The following is a 22120-nucleotide window of genomic DNA, read 5'->3' as shown; positions in this document are numbered from 1 at the left end:
TGAAATATTGCTGCAGCCGTTGGGTTTGTTGTTTAATTTTAAAGCTCGTTTACTCCGGGAACATTTTTGCTTTTAACTAAATTTATAAAATCGTCTATTTTTATTACGCCTAAATCTTTATTGCCTCTAGCGCGAACGGCTACGGAATCTATATCTTTTTCTTTATCGCCGGCTACAATAATGTAAGGCACTTTTTGCATAGCGTTTTCTCTTATTTTGTGCCCTATTTTTTCATTTCTGTCGTCAAAGCGCACTCTTATTGCGTTTTCTTTTAATTTTTTTACGACAGTTTTGCAATATTCTATTTGATTCTCATTTATATTTGCAACAACAACCTGTTCAGGCGAAAGCCACAACGGTAAAGCGCCGGCATAGTGTTCAAGCAAAACGCCTATAAATCTTTCCAAAGAACCCATTAATGCTCTGTGAATCATGTAAGGTCTTGCTTTTTTTCCCGTAGTGTCCACATAAGATATGTCAAATCTTTCAGGCAAATTAAAATCAAACTGAATTGTTGAACACTGCCATAATCTGCCGATTGCATCTTTTATTTTTATGTCTATTTTCGGCCCGTAAAAAGCGCCGCCGCCCTCGTCAACTTCGTATTCATAACCTGTTTTTTCTAAAGCGTTTTTTATGGAGTTTTCCGCTTTTTCCCAATCTGAAATTTCACCGACGTATTTATTTTCAGGACGGGTGGCTAAATAAATTTTATACTCGTTAAAACCAAAAGTTTTAAGCAAATTTATTGCCATATTGAAAACGCGCAGCATTTCTTCTTCAAGTTCTTCCGGAGCTACTATAACGTGACCGTCGTCCTGCGTAAACCCGCGCACGCGAAGAAGTCCGTGCAAAACTCCCGACTTTTCAAATCTGTAAACTGTGCCCAGTTCCGCATATCTTATAGGCAGTTCTCTGTAAGAATGAAGTCTTGTTTTATAAACCATCAAATGCATCGGGCAATTCATAGGCTTTACGCGATACGGGTTTCCTTCAATTTCTATTGCTGAATACATATTCTCTGAATACGTCTGTAAATGTCCGCTTATTCTGAAAAGTTCTTCGCTTGAAATATGGGGCGTTAAAAGCAAGTCGTATCCGTTATCCAAGTGAAGCTGTTTCCAATAATTTTCAATAATATTTCTCAATAAGGCGCCTTTGGGGTGCCACAAAACAAGCCCGCCGCCGACAGCGTCTGAAATGCTAAATAAATCTAAATCTTTCCCGAGCTTTCTATGATCTCTCTTTTGCGCTTCTTCAATTTTAGTTAAATAATCTTTTAAATCTTCTTTTGTCCAAAAAGCAGTGCCGTAAATTCTCTGAAGCTGTTCTTTTGAAGAATCCCCTCTCCAATAAGCGCCCGCTACGGATAAAAGTTTAAAATTTTTAGCCTCGCCCGTAGAAGCAATGTGAGGACCTCTGCATAAATCCGTAAAATTTCCCGACTTGTAAATTGTTATTTTATCGTCGGTAATACCGGAAGCTATTTCAGATTTATATTTTTCGCCTTTAGATGTAAATTCTTTTACAGCATCACTTTTTGAGACGGAAGAACATTCAAAAGGATAGTTTGCTTTTACTATCTCTTTCATTTTTTCTTCAATTTTTACCAAATCTTCCGGCGTAAAAGGCTCCGGGCGGTCAAAATCATAATAGAAACCGTCTTCTATTGACGGACCTATTGCAACTTTTGTTTCCGGAAAAAGCTCGGTAACGGCTGCCGCCATTATATGAGCCGTAGAATGTCTTAAAGTATCAAGAGATTTTTCTTCTTTCATTTTTATTCTTCCTGTTTGAAAATATATGTTTTTACGAATAAGTATTATACAAAATTTTTACCTGCTATCAAAAACCCCTATTCCCAAGGTCAAAAAAAGCATATCCCCCCGAGCAAAATTTCCCATCAGAGGGAAATTTTGCTCGGGGAAACGGCAAATACCTTTTCAAGCGGAACAATGCTCTGGGAGACAGGCCCAAGGACTGTTGTTGTTAACGACGGAATTTTTGTATCTACCCTTTCCCCTACCATAGAGTTAGGCACTTTCCCTGACCTTTGGTTAGAGATCACTATTGACAACAAAACCCTCTCCCCAAGAGAAAAAATTATGGCTCAGGCTTATGCTCTTCATTCTCAATCCGCTGAGCTTCTATCCGTTTCCTCCGGCGAGATTCAAGTTAAAATAGGCACTTCTACCGCTTTTATAGGCATATCCAAAAATAGACTCTATGTTAAGTCCCCTACTCCTTTAGGTAATGAATATATAGGCGTTCCGGCGGGCACCGTTATTGCTTTTGCAGGCTCCAACATTCCTGTCGGTTATTTTGAGTGCAAGGGCGACTGGAAATTCATTGCCGAATACCCCGAACTCTACTCCGCTATCGGTTCTACTTACAATGACGGCGAATCCCGTTCCGGTCAGTTTAGACTCCCTGATTTTCGCGGCATGTTCCTTCGCGGTAACGGCTCTTACAAAGACGGTCTTCCCATTCCTCATCCTTCTTTCTCTACTTCCACTATCTACGTCTCTGCTCCCCTTGGCTCCCTTCAGGGTGATTCTATTAGAGGGATTTATGGGGTTGTTGCGAATGTTCAGTCTCAACAATCTGCTACTGTACCGACCCCAGCCACAAACCCGCCAAATGTTTTTACTTCGGTAGTTAGATATACAGGAAATTCAGCAGGAGGTTCTCCCGCTTACGACCTATATTTTAATGCATCTAGAGTCGTCCCAACAAGTAATGAAAATATACCCATAAATTACTCTGTAAATTACTACATCAAATATTAAAGTTTTCAAGAATAAAATGAAAATATACTTTTTACTGAAATATATCTTTTATATCTTGCTATCAAAACTTCCCTTTGGAAATAGAGAAAAATTTCTTGGTTTAGCAGGTAAGTATTTAGTGAAATTGTGTACAAAAAAAATTAATGTTAATTTTAGCAAGATAAAGATAGAAGATAATGCTGTTATAATTGCTCTATTTGAATCACTTGGGGATATTATTGCATGTGAACCTGTTGCAAGAAGAATGAAACAGCAGTATCCTAATAGACCTTTGTATTGGATTATAGGGTCGCAGTATGCAGACGTTATAAAGTATAACCCATGCTTGAAGAGTGTTATTAAAATAAACAGCGTTTCTCAATGGATTACTTTAAAACAAAATTTATCAAAATCCGTTACTATAGTTGATCTACATTTCAGAGAACGAGCGTATATTCTTGACAGAGGTAAAGTTTATATAAACGATAATGATCCTGAAATTAATTCGGTAAGCAAAGGAAATTCTCTTGTTGATGTTTTTTCGCGGGCTGCAAGAATTAAACCTGTTAATGATGCGCCTATGTTTTACCGCAGGCCAAAAGACAAACAATATAAATTTGACATTAATGAAAAATATATAGCAATTCACACTGTGTCAGCACAATGGCGTAGAGATTGGACAATAGAAAAATGGCAATCATTAATTGAACAGTTAGAATTAATACTTCCTAATATAAAAATAGTTGAATTGGGATTATTTCCTTCAATAAAAAAGCGCTATAAAAATTATATTGACAAAACCGGTTTAAAAAGTATTCAAGACAGCGCAGATATTATAGCGGGAGCGCATGCTTTTATAGGTATAGATTCCGCAATGGCGCATTTGGCTAATGCTTTGAATATTTTCGGAGTTATATTAATGAATAGCGGCGGACATATGCCTTTTTCAGGCAATTATCAAAAAGGCATTAATTCTAAAATTATTGTTAATACAAATATAAAAGATATAACAGTTGAGGAAGTTTTAGCAGCTGTACAAATACTGTGTTCTATATAAAATTCTTTAACACATCCAGAATCTTTTCAACTTTTATACTTGGCACTATATTTGCAATATCGCCATTGTTTAATTCCGGAGTTAAAACAATAGCATTAGGGTTATTTGGCGCCCAAATAATTTGATTGGCAGCCCACTGACAATACAATGCGATAGTTTTTTTCTTAAAAGCAGAAGCTACATGTACTATAGATGTGTCAGGCGTAATAACCATATCGCTGTGCTTAATTATTGACGCTGATTCTAATATTGAACTAACTTTTACTATGTTAACTTTGTTTGACTGAAGATATTTTATATCCTCGTAAATTTTACCAAAACACAATAAAAAAATATGAGCGTCTTGTGATTTTAAGATACCGTTAATCAACCCTTCAATTTGATTTTTGCTCAAACATTTTCCAATATTATCTGCTGAAGGGTTTATAACAATTTTTTTCTTATCATTAAATTCCGCAACAATTGCTCTGTATTTATTGTCTGTTTCTTGTGGGATAAAAATATCATAATCAAAGTTTAAAGCTTGAATTCCAAACGCATATAAAAATATTTTATATCTGTATGTTATGTGCTTGTTATAAATTTCATCGTCAGAAAGATTAATAGATAAATCGTAAATATTATAATCTTCTTTATTCAAGCCAATTATAAGCTTGGGTTTTATAATACGCCAACGCAGTAGATGTGAAAACTTTGGCGCAACGCTGTCAAAGTCAAAAGCAATATCAATTTTATTCCTAATTTCCAGATATGTAAACATATCCCAAAATCTTTTATATATTAGATAAATTTTATCTACATTAGGATTATTTTTTATTACTTCGGCAGATTTTACCCCACAAAAAACTTTGATTTTAACATTTGGATATTTCTTTTTTATTTCTCTAAAAAGGCTTGTTGCAGTTACCATATCACCTATTTTATCATCATATCTGACAAACAAAATAGATTTCACATTGTTCATATCTAAAGTTTTCAATGACTTATTTCGTTTATCAAATAAAAACTTTCCAAAAGATCTTCTAAATTTTCTTGTAGTTTCTTTAACTTTACCCATTCTCAACCTAATATTTGATGTAGTAATTTACAGAGTAATTTATGGGTATATTTTCATTACTTGTTGGGACGACTCTAGATGCATTAAAATATAGGTCGTAAGCGGGAGAACCTCCTGCTGAATTTCCTGTATATCTAACTACCGAAGTAAAAACATTTGGCGGGTTTGTGGCTGGGGTCGGTACAGTAGCAGATTGTTGAGACTGAACATTCGCAACAACCCCATAAATCCCTCTAATAGAATCACCCTGAAGGGAGCCAAGGGGAGCAGAGACGTAGATAGTGGAAGTAGAGAAAGAAGGATGAGGAATGGGAAGACCGTCTTTGTAAGAGCCGTTACCGCGAAGGAACATGCCGCGAAAATCAGGGAGTCTAAACTGACCGGAACGGGATTCGCCGTCATTGTAAGTAGAACCGATAGCGGAGTAGAGTTCGGGGTATTCGGCAATGAATTTCCAGTCGCCCTTGCACTCAAAATAACCGACAGGAATGTTGGAGCCTGCAAAAGCAATAACGGTGCCCGCCGGAACGCCTATATATTCATTACCTAAAGGAGTAGGGGACTTAACATAGAGTCTATTTTTGGATATGCCTATAAAAGCGGTAGAAGTGCCTATTTTAACTTGAATCTCGCCGGAGGAAACGGATAGAAGCTCAGCGGATTGAGAATGAAGAGCATAAGCCTGAGCCATAATTTTTTCTCTTGGGGAGAGGGTTTTGTTGTCAATAGTGATCTCTAACCAAAGGTCAGGGAAAGTGCCTAACTCTATGGTAGGGGAAAGGGTAGATACAAAAATTCCGTCGTTAACAACAACAGTCCTTGGGCCTGTCTCCCAGAGCATTGTTCCGCTTGTGGCGGCATTATATAATTTAAAATTCATTTGTCTTGAACCGTTAACGGGCGTTTGATAAGATTTCAATCTTCCCGTATAACGTATTTCATTTGGCACTTCTGCGTAAACAACGGCAAAAATTGCCGCAACAAATGCAAATCCTAACAATATTTTTTTCATGTTAATCATTATAGCATTTTCCCCTTTTTATTTTAACTTTTTTAAATCTTTTTCTTTTAAACGCGAGTTTATTTTTGCATAATCAAAAGCTGTTTTACCCGCTTTATCTTTAGCGTATAAATCTACTTTATTGGTATCTATAATAATTTTAACTCTTTCATCATCTGTATTTTTTGCGGCATATATAAGAGCGGTTTTGCCGTCAGCATCTTTTACATTTACATTTGCTCCCGATTCTATTAAAGCTTTAATAATTTTTGCCGGAGCAGCGGTATAATAATCTAAAGCTATAAGCAACGCTGTGCGTTTTTTTTCATCTATACCTGCGGCATTTACATTCGCTTTATTTCGTATTAATGTTAATGTTATATCAGGGAAAGCTCCATTCCAAAGAGATATCATCAAAGGAGTATATCCATTTTTATCACGCTCTTCTATATTTGCTCCGGATTTAAGTAAAACTTCAATATTTTCAGGGTCACTTGCATAATGCGAAGCAAGCAACAATGGAGTATTTCCCTCTGCATTTTTAGCATTTACATTTGCGCCTGCGTCTATAAGCGCCTGCAGAACTGTTGATTTTATCGTCATAGCCCCCTTGTCGGTTGCATACATTAAAGGCGTCATTTTATCTTCTTTGTCGTATGGTTTGTTGTAAGTTGCGTTTACATTTGCTTTATTTAATATTAACGCTATTGCAATTTCAGGACACCTGCCGTTTAGTCTTATTGCATTCATTAAAGGAGTGCGTCCGGTTTTACTTCTTGCTTCAATATCTGCTCCGGCTTTAACAAGTATATTGATATGTTCAAAATTTCTTGAATCTCCTGCAGCAATTAACAATGGAGTAAGTTCTTCGGCATTTTTAGCATTAACATCCGCGCCGGCGTCAATTAATGCTTGAATAACTTCCGGGCGTGTGTAAATATATTCGCTTACAGCATACATCAGCGGCGTCATTTTATCTTCTTTATCATAAGGTTTGTCAAACGCTGCATTTACATCAGCTCCATTTTTTATTAAAGCCAGCGCAAGTTTAGGACGATTATAATGTTTTCTTATGGCAATCATAAGAGAAGTATATCCGTTTTTATCCCTTGCTTCTATGTTTGCTTTTTGTGAAATTAAATAATCTATCACAGCGTCTGACTTTTCATTTTTTACAGCAAAAAGCAACGGAGTGTCGCCGTTGACATCTACGGCATTTATGTCTTTTAAGTTAATCTGTTTTTTAAAAGCATTAATTTCATTTTGCTCTTGCGGCAAATAAGATTGTTTATTTTCAGATGAACCTGACGAGCAAGAAATTATTCCGACGCTTAAAAAAATCATACAAACTAAACAAAATATCTTTTTCATAAATATCTCCCTTTTACTCATTATTTCTTATTTTTGAAAGCGCCACTTTGGCTTTTTGGTGATTGGGGTTTAGGCGTAAAGTTAATTCCCACGCGCGTTCCGCTTCTAAATATTTGCCTTGAGCGTATAGAATTAAACCTTCATTGTATTTTTTATCGGCGGAAGATTCGTCTATATCAGGTTTTTCTTCTTTAACTTCGCTAACGGGCACAGGCTCTTTTTTCTTTAGAGATTTTGCAAGTTCCGCCACGGATTTATTTATGCACTCTTTAGCTTTGCCGTAGTATTCTACAGTTTTTGAAAAATTATTATCGGTTACAAACTTCTGCAAATTTTCCATAATTTTTATACACTGAACGTATCTTGCGGCATTAAAATTTGCAACGCCGGCATTGAATATTTCGCTTGCTTTTGCGTCAAGCTCCGCCTCGCGAGCCTGAAGCTGCTGAAGTTTTATAGCGTCGTCAATTTTATTTTTATATTCAAATACTTCTTCCGTGCCGTCGGTAAAATGAATGAACTTATTCCACTCGTTTAAAGCTTCCTGATAGTTAGACGCGTAATACGCGCAATATCCTCTTGCATAAGTAAGCTTGCCGAAATCCAGCTCGTCGTTTGAATAAGCCGTTTCATTCATTGACTCGTTAATATTTTTATAAAAATGAAGCGGAGATTCAAAATTAGGATAAGACACTATTATATCGGCAAGCATGTCTGTGGCGCGCAGATACTCGCCTTTGCCGTAAAGTTTTTTTGCGGTTTTAAATTTCTGTTCGGCTTCTTTTAGCCCGAGTTTTTCTTTTACAAGCGCTTCTTCCGCTTCTTTCATTAGTTCGTAATCTTTTTTATTTGCCCATCTGTATGTAAGACCAAGTCTGTGTATTAAATCTATCTCGCTGAAATCTCCGGCGTAATCTACGGTGAAGGCATAAAAATCTACGCCAAAACCAAAAGTAATATGTTGAGGATAATATCCTGCGCGCAGCGCGTATTTATCCGCAAAAGAATAACTTACTCCGGCGCTAAAATCCGCAAATTCGTCTTCATATTTTATGTCGGAATATAAACTTAAAATATCCTGCGTTGAAAATCTGTAATATACAGGCAAAGATATTGCCGCGCTTAATCTGTAAATAGCGGGAATTTCATCGGCTTCTTTGTCCGCTTTAAGTTCCCCGTGAAAAAAATTTTGAGCCGCAAGCCCAAGTTTAATTCTTGACGTGTTTTTGAATATTTCAGGGCCTCTGAAATATTTTGACAGCCCTGCGTCAAACATATAAGTTCCGGCTTTGTTAAGATATAAATCGTAATACAAATATTTTACATTTGCGCCGTAAGAAAGCCCGAGAAAATCTAAAAACCCTGAAAACGATACAAGAAAATTCCATGTGTTAATGCTTGCAATTTTTTCGTCGCTGTAAATTGTTTCGCGCAGTTCAATATCTCCGCTTGATAAATTTGCCGCAGACACGCCGAGAAAATATCTTTTGCCAAGCCCGAAAACTATTGAGCCGGAATTATATGAGCTTCCTTCGTATAAATTATATCGCGAAAGAGTAAGAGCATTATCATCAAAATATGACATTACCGACGGGTTATACTGAATTACAGACGGATCTCGGTATGCGCTAAAAAGCGTTTCGCCGGCGCCAAACGCGCTAACGCTTGGACCGTGCGATAAGAAATGCTTCCTTCTTCCCGAAGCCGCGCTTGCAAACTGCGCGCTTAAAAGAAGCGTAATGATAAGTAAAATTGTTATTTTATTATAAGTATTCTGCATCTTTCGGTTTGCGTTTTTCCGCCGTATTTTTTTGTAAGTATCGCAAGATAAGTTCCGTTGTAAAGCATTTTGCCCGAATTATCTTTCCCGTCGTATTCAACTTCAACGGAGCTGTTGCCTGCGGCGTTAATTGAGTTTGATTCCCAAACTTTATCGCCGTATTCGGAATAAACAGTAATTTTTGCGGTTCCGTCTTCGGGCATAGGAAAAACAAATTTTGTTTTAACGCCTGTAGCGGGGTTAAACGGATTTGGCGCATTGTAAAATTTCTGCACCATACCGCCCGTGTAAAAATTATACACTTGAGTTACAAGCTCGGCTCCGTATTTATTTTTTACAACCATATACCAATAATATTGCTTTTTATGTTCAAGCTGAGGAATTGTAAAAGAAACTGCGTTAGGCGACGGATCGTCGGTATGTTTTACAAGCGAAGATTGCTCCGGAGTTCTTCCTATATAAAGCTCATACGTTAAAATATCGCCGGGCTCGTCGGTAGTTACAGTCCATGCAAACTGGACGTTGTCGGGCAAATTTTCAACAAAATCTATCGGGTTAGTTTTTGAAAAATTATAAGGTCTTGTGGTGGCATACCAGTTTCCGGAAAGTTCGTATAAACCTCTTTCGTACTCGTCGTTTGTGGTGTAATATTTATATTGGTAAGCGCCCATCGGAAGATTAAGAGATTTGGAAAATACAGCCGCGTCGGAAGTTGACTCTAAAGAATACGTTTGGGTTGAACTGTCCGGATAAATAAGCTCAAGTTTAGGGTATCCCGCGCTTGGAGGATTTTCGTAAATATCGGTGTATTGCACGCTAAAAACCGCGGCGCCTTCGGAAGGAATATGGTATGTATTTGTACTATGAACATTTGCAAGTATGTCTATTTTTACGTTGGGAGCGTAATCAAACTCTTCAAAATATTCGTGATCTAACGAATAATCTTCGCTTGCATCGTTATAAAACATAGGCGTAAAAGCTACAGGAAAAACAGAGGCGTCAAGACTATACCATTTATGGTAAATAAAAAAACTCCCCTGACTCAAATTCTGGTATAAAGAAATTGAACCTTCGGAATCAGCAATATATTCAGCTAAAATTTTGGAAGCAAAAATCGTGATGCAAAAAGCCGAAGAGAGAATAAGAATACCGATTTTCTTCATTAGTGGAGGCGTTACCGACAATTCTCAAAGAAGCAGTATCAAAGATGCGGAAATTGCATTTGTTTAATTTGGCGCTTATAAAACGTTTAAGCATATTATATATTTAGGTCATCGGTTTTTAGCCGATGACCTAAAAATGACCTAAATATATATAAAAAATATGCTGGGGGACAGAATCGAACTGTCGACACCAGGTTTTTCAGACCTGTGCTCTACCGACTGAGCTACCCCAGCATACGTTAATCTTCTTTTGCGTATTTTTCAAAAGCCTTTTTTCCGGCTTCTAAAGCTTCGCTTATTTTATCTCTTTTGGATAAAACTTTTTCGCGACCTTCTTCGTAAATTTTACGACCGGTTTCTTTAACCTCGTCGCTTAAATCTCCAACTGTATCTGCAAACTCGTCGCCGAGCTTTTTAATATCTTTTCTTGTTTCTTTACCTGATTTGGGCGCATACAATATTCCAATGGCTGCGCCGATTACTCCGCCTACAATAAAAGCTAACAAAGCGTCTTTTTTATCAGACATTTTATTCCTCCCCGTCTTCATTTTTTCTTTTTTTTATCCCCGAGAGGATATAGAAAACAGCAGAAGCCGCCGCAATTATAGGAGAAGAAATTTTGTCCGTTACTTCCGCGACTTTGCTTGAAACTTTATTTACAACTTCAAGATCTTCATTTACTTTTTTCAAAACAGATTCTGCTTCCTGCGCGGTTTTTCTTATCTGCACAAGAGAAATAATTAAATAAACCGCAAGAACGACTATTGCGGCGGTTACCAATATTGAACAAATAATTATTACGGTATCTAAATTCATGTTCGGTTATTTTAACAAAAAGCCGGAAATATGTCAAACTATGCTTTTGCAGACGGGCAAATCTCTTTTAAAGAACAACCGGAACAATTCGGATTTCTTGCTTTACATACGCGCCTTCCGAGAGTTTGCAACAGATGAGAAAATTCCGTCCAATATTTTTTAGGAACAATTTCCATTAAATCCTGCTCTATTTTTACGGGGTTGTCGCTTTTGGTAAGTTTTAAAAGATTTGCAATTCTTATAACATGCGTATCTACGGCAATGCCTTCGGCTTTATTAAAAGCGTTTCCTAAAACAACGTTGGCGGTTTTGCGCGCCACGCCCGGCAAAACAAGAAGCTCTTGCATGCTTTGCGGAACTTTTCCGTCGTATTTTTCTATTATAACCTTTGCGCTGTTAATTATATTTTTTGCTTTATTTCTATAAAAGCCGGCGGAGCGAATATAAACTTCAAGCTCTTTAACATCCGCATTCGCATAGTCGGCTACAGCGCGGTATTTTTTAAAAAGTTCTTCGGTAACTTTATTTACGCGTTCATCGGTGCACTGCGCAGACAATATGGTTGCAAAAAGCAATTCGTAAGGCTCTTTGTAATTTAAAGCGCATTTTACTTTTTTATAACTTTTAAGCAAAAGTTTTATTATTTCCGCAACGTATTCTTTTTTATTTTGTTTCATTTAAAATTTTTAAAACCTGTTTATGTAGTTTTTTATTGGCGGCAAGAAGCGTTGAAGATGAAAAATAATTTTTTGTGCCGTTGTAATCGGTAACAATGCCGCCGGCTTCTTTAACAATAATTATTCCTGCGGCAATATCCCACGGTTTTAACGTTTCTTCCCAGAAAAAATCAAAGCGCCCGCACGCAACATAAGCCATATCAAGCGCCGCGGAACCTAAACGCCTTATCCCCTGTGCGCAAGAAACTATATTTTCAAAATTGCCGAAAACTCTTTTGCGTCTGCCTTCAAGTTCGTAAGGAAAACCTGTTACGGCAAGCGAGCGTATAAGTTTAGAGGTATCGGAAACTTTAATTCTTTTACCGTTCAAGTAAGCGCCCTTGCCTTTTTCAGCTATAAAAATTTCTTTCATAACCGGAGAATAAATAACTCCGACGATAATCTCATTTTTATATTTTAATCCTATAGATACGCAAAATAGCGGAACGCCGTGCACAAAGTTTACGGTTCCGTCAAGCGGGTCTATAATCCAGCAGTAATCTTTTTTTATTTCATTGACGCCGTCTTCCTCGGCAAGAACTCCGTGCTGCGGGAAAATATCTTTGATAACTTTAATTACGGCTTTTTGTGAATTTTTATCAGCCTGCGAAACAGGGTCGGTAATACCTTTATATTCCACATTAAGCGTTTTTTGGTAATACTTCATAAGAACATCAGCGCCGGCGTTTGCCGCCGCAAGAGCGGTTTGGGCATATTTTGAAAACTTCATTGCAACGCCTGTCTTGTTAGGCTGTAATTATGTTGCGAATTTATTTTTTCGCCTGTTTCGTCAAGTTTTTCTATGGCGTTTTTATCGGTGAAATAAAATTTCATTTGCGACAAAACATCTTTATCGTAATTTAACGTAAAAGAAGATAAGTCTTCCGAAGGCATCCAGTTGCCGGCAGAATCAAAACTTCTGTCGGGATTATTTAAATATATCTGACGCAGAGCAAAAGTAAAATCGGAGTTTAACGTTAAAGTAATTGTCATTCCCAAACCGCTTGCCGACGGAATTGTTCCGCTGAAAATTCCCGTATAGTTTTTCTGCAAATCATCAACGCTTGCCGGAGAATTTTGGCTTCTGTTTCCGTAAGGCAATACTTCGCTTACCTTCCCCGCAGAAATAAAACAGATATTTGTAATAGGGTTAGGCTTTACAATTTCAAGCGCTTTCATATTTGAAACAAAATAACCTACGCCGGCATATCCCTGCGAGATAACTTCATAATCTACATATACATCGCTTCCTACGGCATAAACATTATTTATTTTTACAGAGTTTATTGTAACCGATGGCTTTACAGCAATAACCGCCGCAAATTTGTTTTTAAAACTCGGTTCTGCCGACACAAACGAGGCGGTTTTTGATCTTGCCAGCACTGTGTCAAAATTTTTTGCGGAATTTATTACAGTAAAATTTATATCTTTAGGGAGTTTCACGCTGTTTTTAACATAGTATCCCAAAACTTCCTTGAATTGAAGCGGAGAACTTTTGCTTAAATCTGCCGCTTGCGACTCAACTTGTTTTATTTCGCTTTGCGAAATCTGCGGTTGCTGCGAAATCTTTTTAACCGCACAGCCGGAAATAAAAATTACAGCTGCAATAAAAACATAAAAACAAATATTTAATTTTTTCATTCTCAATCCTTCAATTTACGCTTATCAAAACGTATATATTTTATTTAACTATTTACTATTTAACGATAATAATTTCAACTCTTCTGTTTTCAGCGTCGGCTTCGCGAGTATGAGCATTATTTAACGGACGAGTAAACCCATAACCCTTATATATCATTTTTTCTTTCGCAATGCCTAAATTTACAAGTTCGTCATAAACCGCTTTTGCTCTATGTTCGGAAAGAATTTGGTTATATTCGGCGGGACCGGTTCTATCCGTATGCCCGTCAATTTCAATTTGTTGATTATTTTTTAACGAAGGCGCAAGCGATTGTAAATATTTTGCATACGACGGCGTTATCTCATATTTTCCGAATTCAAAATGTACTTTTTTTGAAGCGTTAACGCCGTTAGATTGCGAACTTCCGCTTCCGGAATATGCAGGCGGTATAACGTTGCTGTCTGCAGAATTACCGGCAGCGCCATTGATATTGCCGGCAACATTATTATTAGCTGCTGCTGCCGCGGCATCGGAAGTTTTTCCGTTTGCAGAAGTTGCCGCTGCATTGGAAGTTGCGGCAGTTTTTTCCGCAGTGTTCGCATTTGAAGCATTAGCAACTACTTCGCCGGAATTTGAATTTTTCGCAGACATCGCAGACGCATTATCATTAGATGCCGACGCTAAAGACGAACCGGAAGCTGTTACATAATAATCGGACGCAGCTGCCGACGACTGCGCAACCGCAGCATCCGCAGCAGTATCCGCATTAGTTTTTTCTTTGTGTTTTACGCCTGCAATCGCAAGACGCACGCCGACATTGGTTGCCAAATTTGCAATTTTATCGCCTTTTTCATATCCTGCGTAAGTATAAAGCGAAATGATGTCGGTTACTATAAAATTTACTCCGCCGCCAATATCAAAACTTCCGCCTTTCACATTATACGCAACGGAATTAACTTTTAAATCCGACGACAAATCTCCGTTGAAACCAAACTCAATATACGGTTCCACAATTGCGCCGTTTCTTACGGTTGCCGCATAGCCCGCATACAATGCCGGACGGATAAAGAAAACATTGGACGCCACGTAATCAATAGCGTTTAATGTTTCCGCCGATATTTGCCCGTAAATAAATTTAACTTTCGGTTCCAGCTTAAAAAATGACCGTGCGTTTATCGGCATTTTAAACTCTTTTCCCGCCTCGGCGCTTACGGCCCACATGCCCCAGTTCGTTTTTTCTTCCGCTAAAATATCTTTCGTTTCATAGAAAAAGTATCTTGCGGTTGCATCTACAAACCAGCCGGCATCGTTAAACCATGTTCCGTATAAACCGGCAAACGGCGCGCGCGACTGAATTTTGTTAATATCCTGATAATTATCCGCGCCCATATAGCCGCCCAAAACGCCTATGTAAAATCTGTGCGAAGCGTCGGAAGAAAGCAGCGCATCTACCCCCGCTTCTGCGCCGGAAATATTTGCGTCAAGATCTATTGCGCCGTAACGAGACGTTTCATTATAATATCCCCGAAACCAAACGCCCGCCGCGCTTTCCGGAGTTCTTCTTAAATCTCCAAGCCTTTTATTAAGCGAATTGCTTCCGGCTTTTAAAACGGCGTTATTTAATGCCGCAAGAGAAACCAGCTCTTCAACCGCAAACGCAGACGAAACGAACAAAAACAAACTCAAACAAATTGCAGCCGCAAAGTAAATATTCAAACGAAGTTTCAAAGTATGTTTATTTTTCATTTTAGAACCTCCACCCTGCGCCGGCTTTTACTCCGATATCCGCGTCTCTGTTTGTTTTATAAACCGCCTGCAGCCAAACGTTTAGTTGTTTTGAGAATAATTTAGACGCGCCTGCCGTCCATTCAAAATAGCCGATTCCGTTATTTAAATCCGGAAGCTCTATATTTCCTATTTTGCCGGAAATTTTATTGCCTAAATTATAAACATAAGCTTCGCCGATAACGAAATTCCATGTGTCTAATCCGTAAATAATATTGACCCCGGGCGAGGCGTTAAAGCCGTCAACATTGTCGGTTTGCATTGCAATACTGCCGTAAGAAGAGTTCCATTTCTGACTGCCGTAAATGTTGTAAGAAAAAGTAACAAACGGCTGTAAAACGAAATTATCAATATACATATCGTAAGCGTTTTTTACGGACACGCCGGCAAACCAGTTGTTAAGATTGTCTTCGGCTCCGTCAACTTCCATATGGTTTTGATATAATCCGCCGTAAACTAAAGCCGACACGGTGTAAACGTCGTTAACCATTGCGGAAGCCATGAAACCGGCTTTTACTGCGTTTTGATGCATACTTGCCGCATCAAGAGTTTGCGACGCGCCGGTATAACCTGCAAACACGGTAGGCATAAAATATGAATTTTCGCCTATATCGCTTGCGGTAAAATCAAGACCCAAAATTGCTCCGTAAAGATTATTTTTCAAATCCGTATTATCAATAACGGAGAAAGCTTCGTGTTCGTAATAAGTTTTTATCCAATAATCTTTTTCTCTGTTTTCTTTTAAAAACTGTCTTGGTAAAAAGCGATATTCGTTTTTATTTGCGTTAACAAGCATTTGATTGCTGTCAAAAAATACGTGATCAAACAAAACGCTGTTTGAAACGTTCTGCGCGTCAATCATTGCCAAGACAGCGGCTTCCGCGCGAAGCGTTACTGGGTTTAAAGAATCCATGCGCAGCTCGTAATTTCCTTCGCCAAAAGAGTAAAGGTCATATATTCCGATAGGCGTGTAATACCGTTTTGTAGTCGCGGAAAATATTATACCGGCGTCAAATGACGGCGCGTCCATAATTCTAAACGGCACTACCGCATCTTTTGGAGAGTTGATAAAGTTGATGCCAGACAGATTAACTACTCCGCTTGAAGCAACTACATCTGCTATACCGGCAGCCGGATTTCCCTGCGAAACTATCGTTCCGGGAGCAGCGGTGCCGCCAAATACGAGAATATCGGATTTATGCGCCTGCGCGTCTAAATCAACTTCAAAATTGGCAGCTGTATTAAAAGCAGACACAGCGGAAAACAATGCGAAATCGCCGGCAAAAGTATGCGTTTGCAAGGTATTGTCAACCGTATAGAAAAGCGCGCCGTCTCCCATAGACAATGAACCTTTTGTAGGTATAATAGAACCTGTTCCCGAACTAATATTGAAATTGTACCAAAGAACGTTAACTCTGGCGTTCGTTATAGAGATATCCCCGCCTAAAATTCCGTTATTGCTTTGCGCGCCTTCATAAATAGTATAAGTAACTGCCTGATTTTCAACATGAAGCACTCCGCCTGTCTGATTATAGGCGCCTGAATAAACTACTAATCCTTGTCCGTTTAGCACCAAATGTCCGTCGCTCATTTTTGCAGAGCCGTAACTGCCGTCCGGCGCTACCAGCATATCGTTGGAATCTATGAAAACAGAACCGCCTGCCACTTCATAATACCCGCCTGAAAACAAATTTAAATTTGCATATTGACCTATAACATCATTGGCATTGGCAAGAATTAAATTGCCGTAAATATTTATTACGCCGCCGGTTACCGCAAGAATTGCAGACTCTTCTTTTGAAGCTCCGGCATTCCAATTCAAAATACCGCTTTGCACCGTGCTTTGTCCGCCGAAGAATTTGCCGTTAGCGTCCACAATACCGTTAGTCATATTAAACGCGCCTAAATACTGCGAGTTATCCGCGGTTGCTGCCAAGACTACATCAGCCAATCCGTTCTTGTTTATTATGCCTGCCGCGCTTCCCGCTATGCCGCCGGTTATTAAAATGTTTCCGCCGGTGCTTGCAAAATTAAGAGTGCCTGAGTTATAGATATCATTTGCAACGCCGTTAGCTGTATTTGAGCTAAATACAATATCCGCGCCGGTTGCAGAACCTATAGTCATAAAACCGTCATTGTAAATTGCGCCGCCCAAGGCTGCCGCCGTATTGTTTGAAAGTAACAAATTGCTCGTTGCCGAATATATAGACATTGGCGCAGCTGCCAAAGCCGTATTATAAATTGCGCCGCCGTTTACCGCAGAGTTTCCAATAAACGATCCTGATTGCACAACGGTTCCGCCGGCGTTAGATATTGCTCCGCCGTTGCCGGCAGCAGAATTGCTTATAAAATCAACGCCTGTTATATAAACCGAGCCGTTTGAAACATTAATAGCTCCGCCGTCGGCGCCTGATGAATTTCCCGTTATAAGCAGGTTACCAAGATATGCCGAAGAATTTGCGGCGTTCATATTAAGCACGGAACCGCCGCTTGCCGCATATGCATTGGTTATAGTCAAATCTTCCAATGTAAACGTTATGCTGTCTGACGCTATATTGAAGAGAGATTGCTGCGTCGTCAAATCCGTTGCATTAAGCCCTGAAAGAATTGACGTTCTTGTGCCCGGATTTGCGCCAAACACGGTAAATACGCCGCCCGCCATAGCGTCAAGATTCGCATCATTATAATATGTCTCATTTGCGCCTATCTGAAACGAGCGCGGCGTTGAAGAAGAAATACCGGCGCCGAATGCAGCTACGGATACGGCATTTACATCGTTTAGAACCAACACCAAAGACGGCTGATTATTGGGCGTATTTATTTGCGCAGTGGAGTCCCCGTTATCTACAGTAGTTGACGTTGTTGTTCCGTCAGGCAAAGATGCGCTTGATCCGCCTCCGTCGGGATTTGTTATAACCGTAGTAGTATTTCCGCCCGAGTCAGTTACAACGGTAGTATTATCGCCGGGGTTAGTAGTAATAGTGGTCGTTCCGCCGGGCGTAGTATTTGTTGTAGTAGAATTTCCGTCGGATGACGTAGAGGAATCTATAGTATTTCCGTTAGAATCTGTTGTTGTGCTGGTTGTAGTTCCGTCCGGGTTTGTGGTAGTGCCCGCGGTTCCCCCGCCTGCAGTTGTGTCCGTAGTAGTAGATGTTCCGTCGGAGCCTGTCGTATTGTTTATCACATTGCCGTCTGCATCCGTTGTTGTGCTGGTTGTAGTGCCGTCCGGATTTGTGGTAGCGCTGGCATTTCCTCCGCCGGAAGGGGTAACATTTGTAGTAGTAGTTCCGTCGCCGCCGGCGTTAACGTCAACGGTGCTGCCATCGGGCGTTGTTACACTTGTAGAGTCTCCCGGGTTTATCGGCGTAGTGCTTGAGTCAGGGTTAGTTATAACCGCGCTGCCGTCGGGGTTTGTCACGACGGTTGTAGATTGTCCTGTGGAATCAGTATGCGTTACGCTAGTGCTGCCGTCGGGATTTGTTGTAGTGGTTACGGTGCTGCCGTCGGGGTTTGTAATTGTAGTTGTTGTGCTGCCGTCGGGATTTGTTGTGCTTTGGCTGGTAGTGGTACCGCCTGCATTAGTATTTGTAGTAGATGTGCTGCCGTCGGGGTTTGTAGTTACTGTTGTAGTGCTGCCGTCAGGGTTTGTAACTGTGGTAGATGTGCTGCCGTCAGGATTTGTTGTGCTTGCGCTGGTATCTGTTCCGCCGGAGCCCGTATTGGTTACGCTTGCGCTGCCGTCAGTGCCCGTAGTTACGGTCGTAGAACTGCCGTCAACATTATTTGTAGTGCTGCTTGCGCTGCCGTCGGTGTTTGTATTTACGGTTGTGGTGCTGCCGTCAATATTATTTATGGTGCTGCTCGTATCGCCGCCCGCGCCCGCGGTGCTTACTACAACGCCGCCGCTGGGAGGCGTTTGAGGTATAGAATTAAATTGAACATAATAATCGTTAGCGGTTGTTATTGTGTATGTTCCCGTGCTTGTCGCAACGTATTGCGTTAATCCGTTTACAAATTTTAACGGACCTCCGTAAATTATACGCATATAACCGGTAATTAATCCTTCTTCATCGTTTATATATATTTTGCCAAGTCCAATATTGCCGCCGCCGTTTTGCACGTTTACGGCATCGGACAACAACGCGTTTTGATCGTTGCCGATTTTTAAATTCATAACTCCGCTGCCGTCGGTAGTCAAAGTTGAAAAATTATAAGTCTGATAGTTTGAAGACGAGTCGGCAAGGTTTATTACGGAGTTATTATAGAATCCATATGCAGTTGCGCCGGTAAATTGAGTAGAACCGAATGTAACATTGCTGTTATTGAAATTAACGGAATTGCTTTGCCCGTTGCTGATATCCTGCATCAAGTTATATGCCGAACCGGATGAAACGCTTGAGTTAAACCCAACGGAGGCGCCTGTGCCCTGAAAGCGAATCCCGGGAGAAGAAACGCTTGAGGCGACGCCGATTGACACTCTGTCATTAGAGCCTGATGTAAAATTTAAAGTTGCGCCGGAGAGCATATTAGCGTTAAAATAAAAAGAGTTCTGCGAAGAATTTATGTTTGCCGTGCCGCCAATGTTGTTTTGCCCGCCAAACATAACGCCTGAGGCGTTTAATATTGAGCCGACCGCCTGATTAAAAGTTCCGGTAAAACCGCTGTTTATTCCCGGCGCATTTAGATTAAGAGTTGTTCCGGTTTGCTGGTTTATAGTTCCTATTCCGCCAAAGCCGTCGTTTATATTAACTGTGCCGCTTCCCGTTATATTTATAACGGCATTTGCGGAATCTTGATAAATGTCGGCGCCGTTTAAAGCGTTTGCAGCATAGTTATTGCCAAACGTTATGGCATTACCTGAAACGGTGTTTAAGTTGATTACGCCGCTTCCCGAATTAAAAATTGCGCCGCCGTAACTTGCGCCGTTACCCCAAAAAAGAGTGCCGTCCGCAATATTTAATATAGCCGTATTTAAGCCTGCAGTGTTATAGATTGCTCCGCCGTTGCCGCTTGCGAAATTGTTTGTAAAAGAGCCGCCGGCATTAGTTACGATAGTTGCTTGTCCGGGCTGAATATTATTGTAAATAGCGCCGCCGTTTACGGCTTTATTGCCGTCAAAAATTCCGTTAACGTTAAAATTAATATTTCCGCCGTAAGGGGAACTTTGATCGCCGACGAAATTATAAACAGCTCCGCCGCCGTTTGTAGCCGCATTTGAATAAAACTCTCCGTTTATGACAACATTTACGGCAGTATTGCCGCCGTTAACGGTTGTGGCTACCGCTCCGCCGCTTCCCGCTTGGTTTTTTGAAAAAACTCCGCTGCTGATATTGAATTCGTTTACTGCGGGAGAATTGCCGTTTGAAACGCCGTTATAAATAGCTCCGCCCAAACCTGAAGCATAATTGGCGTAATATGAATATCCTTGTGCGGTAAATTGATTTACAACCGTAGATTGGGCATTTTGAGAAGCAAAATACAGCGCGCCGCCGTTGCCGTTGGTTGCCTGGTTGAAAGCAAAATAATGTCCGTTATTGTTTGTGGTGTCAATTACGGAAAAAACAGGCTGCAGCAAAGATGAAAGATAGGCGTTAACCGCCGACACATACACTGCGCCGCCGTTTTGCGCCTTATTGCTTATGAAATCGTTATCAGTCAAAATAAATTTGTTATTTGCGACGCTTTGAATTTGAGTTCCTACATTTATCGCGCCGCCGTTGCCGCTTGCAAATTGGTTGTTGTAAAAATATATATCGCTTACCGATAAATTATGAGCGCCTGTTCCGTTTCCTTGAAAAGAAACAGCTCCGTTGGTTGCGCCGCTTATACTAAGACTTGAAATATTAACGTTGATATCGTTGCTCCAGCCCGGAGCAAAAGCAAGCGCGTATTGACCAAGCACAAGCATTTCTCCGTCGGGAGAGCCGGAATAACCCACAAGAGACATATTTGTTCCGATCGCATTTAGGTAATTGGATAGTATTATACCGTAATTGCCGTTTGAGTCTATTGGAGCGCCAACCACTACAATGGGGGATACCGCGCTGTTCCAGTTAGAAGCAAAATCGGACGATTGAGTTACATTAACGGCATAGACAGGAGAAAAGGCATACACGGTCATACAGAAGGAAAGCAACATGCAAATAAACGGATTCCATTTTGAATGCATGGATTTCTTCATTTTTTACCCCTTGTTATTTGGGACATATAATTTTTAATTTGACGGCAATTAACGATAGCTAAACTTACTGTCAAAATGCAAAGTACCCATAAACAAAAAAAACCCGTTTCAAATAAATGAAACAGGTTTTTTTATAAAACATTTCTATATATGAATGATATAAGCAGCAGTCTTCGCATTGGGTGTCCCTTTTTATACAATAAAAAGCGGCATAATAAAATATAAACTCAAAAAACGAAGTAAAAACGGGGTCGGCGGGATTTGAACCCGTGATCTCTGCCTTGACAGGGCAGTGTGTTAAACCAGGCTACACCACGACCCCCCGAATTACCGCAAAAATTTATTCAAAGACACACCAACTAAAGCTGAATGATTATATCACAAAGTCAGCCCGTTGTCAAACTTTAGTTTACCAATGAAGTTTAACAAATTTAATAAGAAAATAGCCGAGCCAAAAACCCAATAACGCCATAAAAATTGATATCAGCAAGTATAAAGACGCGCCGCCGTATGAACCGCTTTTTATAAGAGTTGAAAACTCAAGCGAAAAAGCTGAAAAAGTCGTAAACCCGCCGAGAAGTCCAACTGTTAAAAAATGTTTTGTAACTTTTGCCGGCTGACAAATTTCAAAAACACCGTCCGCGGCGCCCATAATAAAACATCCCGCGAAATTTATAAATATTACCGTAAACGGAATTCCGTATTTAACAACCGGCAACGCTTCGCTTATCAAAAAGCGAAAGAGCGAACCAAAAGCTCCGCCTAAAAAAACGGCAATTGCATTTTTCAACATATTTTCTACCTC

Annotated in this window: 16 protein-coding genes and 2 tRNA genes; 2 read left to right on the top strand and 16 right to left on the bottom strand. The window is 39.9% G+C overall.

The window, feature by feature from the left end:
• Positions 1 to 38: 38 nt before the first annotated feature.
• The gene (gene thrS, locus Epro_RS01005; protein ID WP_052569762.1) at positions 39 to 1778 is read right to left on the bottom strand and encodes a threonine--tRNA ligase; all 1740 of its coding nucleotides are present in this window, start codon (positions 1776 to 1778) and stop codon (positions 39 to 41) included.
• Positions 1779 to 1955: 177 nt separating this feature from the next.
• Between thrS and Epro_RS01000 the strand changes: the two genes are divergently transcribed.
• Both Epro_RS01000 and Epro_RS00995 read left to right on the top strand, forming a co-directional pair.
• Positions 1956 to 2789, top strand: a complete 834-nt coding sequence (locus tag Epro_RS01000; RefSeq protein WP_052569760.1) for a phage tail protein — start codon at positions 1956 to 1958, stop codon at positions 2787 to 2789.
• Positions 2790 to 2805: 16 nt separating this feature from the next.
• Complete coding sequence (locus Epro_RS00995) at positions 2806 to 3825, top strand: glycosyltransferase family 9 protein (protein ID WP_144412019.1); 1020 nt, start codon at positions 2806 to 2808, stop codon at positions 3823 to 3825.
• Here the strand turns inward: Epro_RS00995 and Epro_RS00990 are convergent.
• The 15 genes from Epro_RS00990 to crcB all read right to left on the bottom strand — a co-directional run bounded on the left by Epro_RS00990 (position 3818) and on the right by crcB (position 22108).
• Positions 3818 to 4882, bottom strand: coding sequence for a glycosyltransferase family 9 protein (locus Epro_RS00990; protein WP_052569758.1), 1065 nt, complete (start codon positions 4880 to 4882; stop codon positions 3818 to 3820). The two genes, Epro_RS00995 and Epro_RS00990, sit on opposite strands and share 8 nt — an antisense overlap.
• 7 nt (positions 4883 to 4889) lie before the next feature.
• A complete protein-coding gene (locus Epro_RS00985) occupies positions 4890 to 5903 on the bottom strand; it encodes a phage tail protein (protein WP_052569757.1) in 1014 nt (337 codons plus the stop codon).
• An 18-nt stretch (positions 5904 to 5921) separates the two neighbouring features.
• Positions 5922 to 7253 carry an ankyrin repeat domain-containing protein gene (locus tag Epro_RS00980; RefSeq protein WP_158408974.1) on the bottom strand — a complete coding sequence of 444 codons (1332 nt, stop codon included), beginning with the start codon at positions 7251 to 7253 and terminating at the stop codon, positions 5922 to 5924.
• Between the two features lie 13 nt (positions 7254 to 7266).
• Positions 7267 to 9033 carry a PorV/PorQ family protein gene (locus Epro_RS00975; RefSeq protein ID WP_144412018.1) on the bottom strand — a complete coding sequence of 589 codons (1767 nt, stop codon included), beginning with the start codon at positions 9031 to 9033 and terminating at the stop codon, positions 7267 to 7269.
• Positions 9009 to 10196 (bottom strand): flagellar hook assembly protein FlgD, encoded by a 1188-nt coding sequence (locus Epro_RS00970; RefSeq protein WP_052569752.1) that lies wholly within the window; start codon positions 10194 to 10196, stop codon positions 9009 to 9011. Before Epro_RS00970 ends, Epro_RS00975 begins: the two co-directional genes overlap by 25 nt.
• 161 nt (positions 10197 to 10357) lie before the next feature.
• Positions 10358 to 10430: transfer RNA gene (locus Epro_RS00965), tRNA-Phe, on the bottom strand.
• A gap of 5 nt (positions 10431 to 10435) precedes the next feature.
• Complete coding sequence (locus Epro_RS00960) at positions 10436 to 10723, bottom strand: YtxH domain-containing protein (protein WP_052569750.1); 288 nt, start codon at positions 10721 to 10723, stop codon at positions 10436 to 10438.
• Between the two features lies 1 nt (position 10724).
• Positions 10725 to 11012, bottom strand: a complete 288-nt coding sequence (locus tag Epro_RS00955) for a DUF948 domain-containing protein (protein ID WP_052569745.1) — start codon at positions 11010 to 11012, stop codon at positions 10725 to 10727.
• A 38-nt stretch (positions 11013 to 11050) separates the two neighbouring features.
• A complete protein-coding gene (nth, locus tag Epro_RS00950; protein ID WP_052569743.1) occupies positions 11051 to 11689 on the bottom strand; it encodes an endonuclease III in 639 nt (212 codons plus the stop codon).
• On the bottom strand, positions 11676 to 12458 hold the full coding sequence (locus Epro_RS00945) for an inositol monophosphatase family protein (RefSeq protein WP_052569741.1): 783 nt from the start codon (positions 12456 to 12458) through the stop codon (positions 11676 to 11678). The genes nth and Epro_RS00945 overlap by 14 nt, the downstream gene beginning before the upstream one ends.
• Complete coding sequence (locus Epro_RS00940) at positions 12455 to 13369, bottom strand: copper resistance protein NlpE N-terminal domain-containing protein (protein ID WP_052569739.1); 915 nt, start codon at positions 13367 to 13369, stop codon at positions 12455 to 12457. The genes Epro_RS00945 and Epro_RS00940 overlap by 4 nt, the downstream gene beginning before the upstream one ends.
• Before the next feature lie 55 nt (positions 13370 to 13424).
• Entirely contained in the window at positions 13425 to 15095 is a 1671-nt protein-coding gene (locus tag Epro_RS00935) for an autotransporter outer membrane beta-barrel domain-containing protein (protein WP_052569738.1), read from the bottom strand.
• 1 nt (position 15096) lies between these two features.
• Positions 15097 to 21315: a beta strand repeat-containing protein gene (locus Epro_RS00930; RefSeq protein WP_052569736.1), complete on the bottom strand. Its 6219-nt coding sequence runs from the start codon at positions 21313 to 21315 to the stop codon at positions 15097 to 15099.
• 246 nt (positions 21316 to 21561) lie between these two features.
• Positions 21562 to 21637: transfer RNA gene (locus Epro_RS00925), tRNA-Asp, on the bottom strand.
• 87 nt (positions 21638 to 21724) lie between these two features.
• Complete coding sequence (crcB, locus tag Epro_RS00920; RefSeq protein ID WP_052569734.1) at positions 21725 to 22108, bottom strand: fluoride efflux transporter CrcB; 384 nt, start codon at positions 22106 to 22108, stop codon at positions 21725 to 21727.
• Between the last annotated feature and the right edge of the window lie 12 nt (positions 22109 to 22120).

This window comes from Endomicrobium proavitum, from assembly GCF_001027545.1.
Taxonomy (GTDB): domain Bacteria; phylum Elusimicrobiota; class Endomicrobiia; order Endomicrobiales; family Endomicrobiaceae; genus Endomicrobium; species Endomicrobium proavitum.
This window is presented reverse-complemented; position numbering and strand designations above follow the sequence as displayed.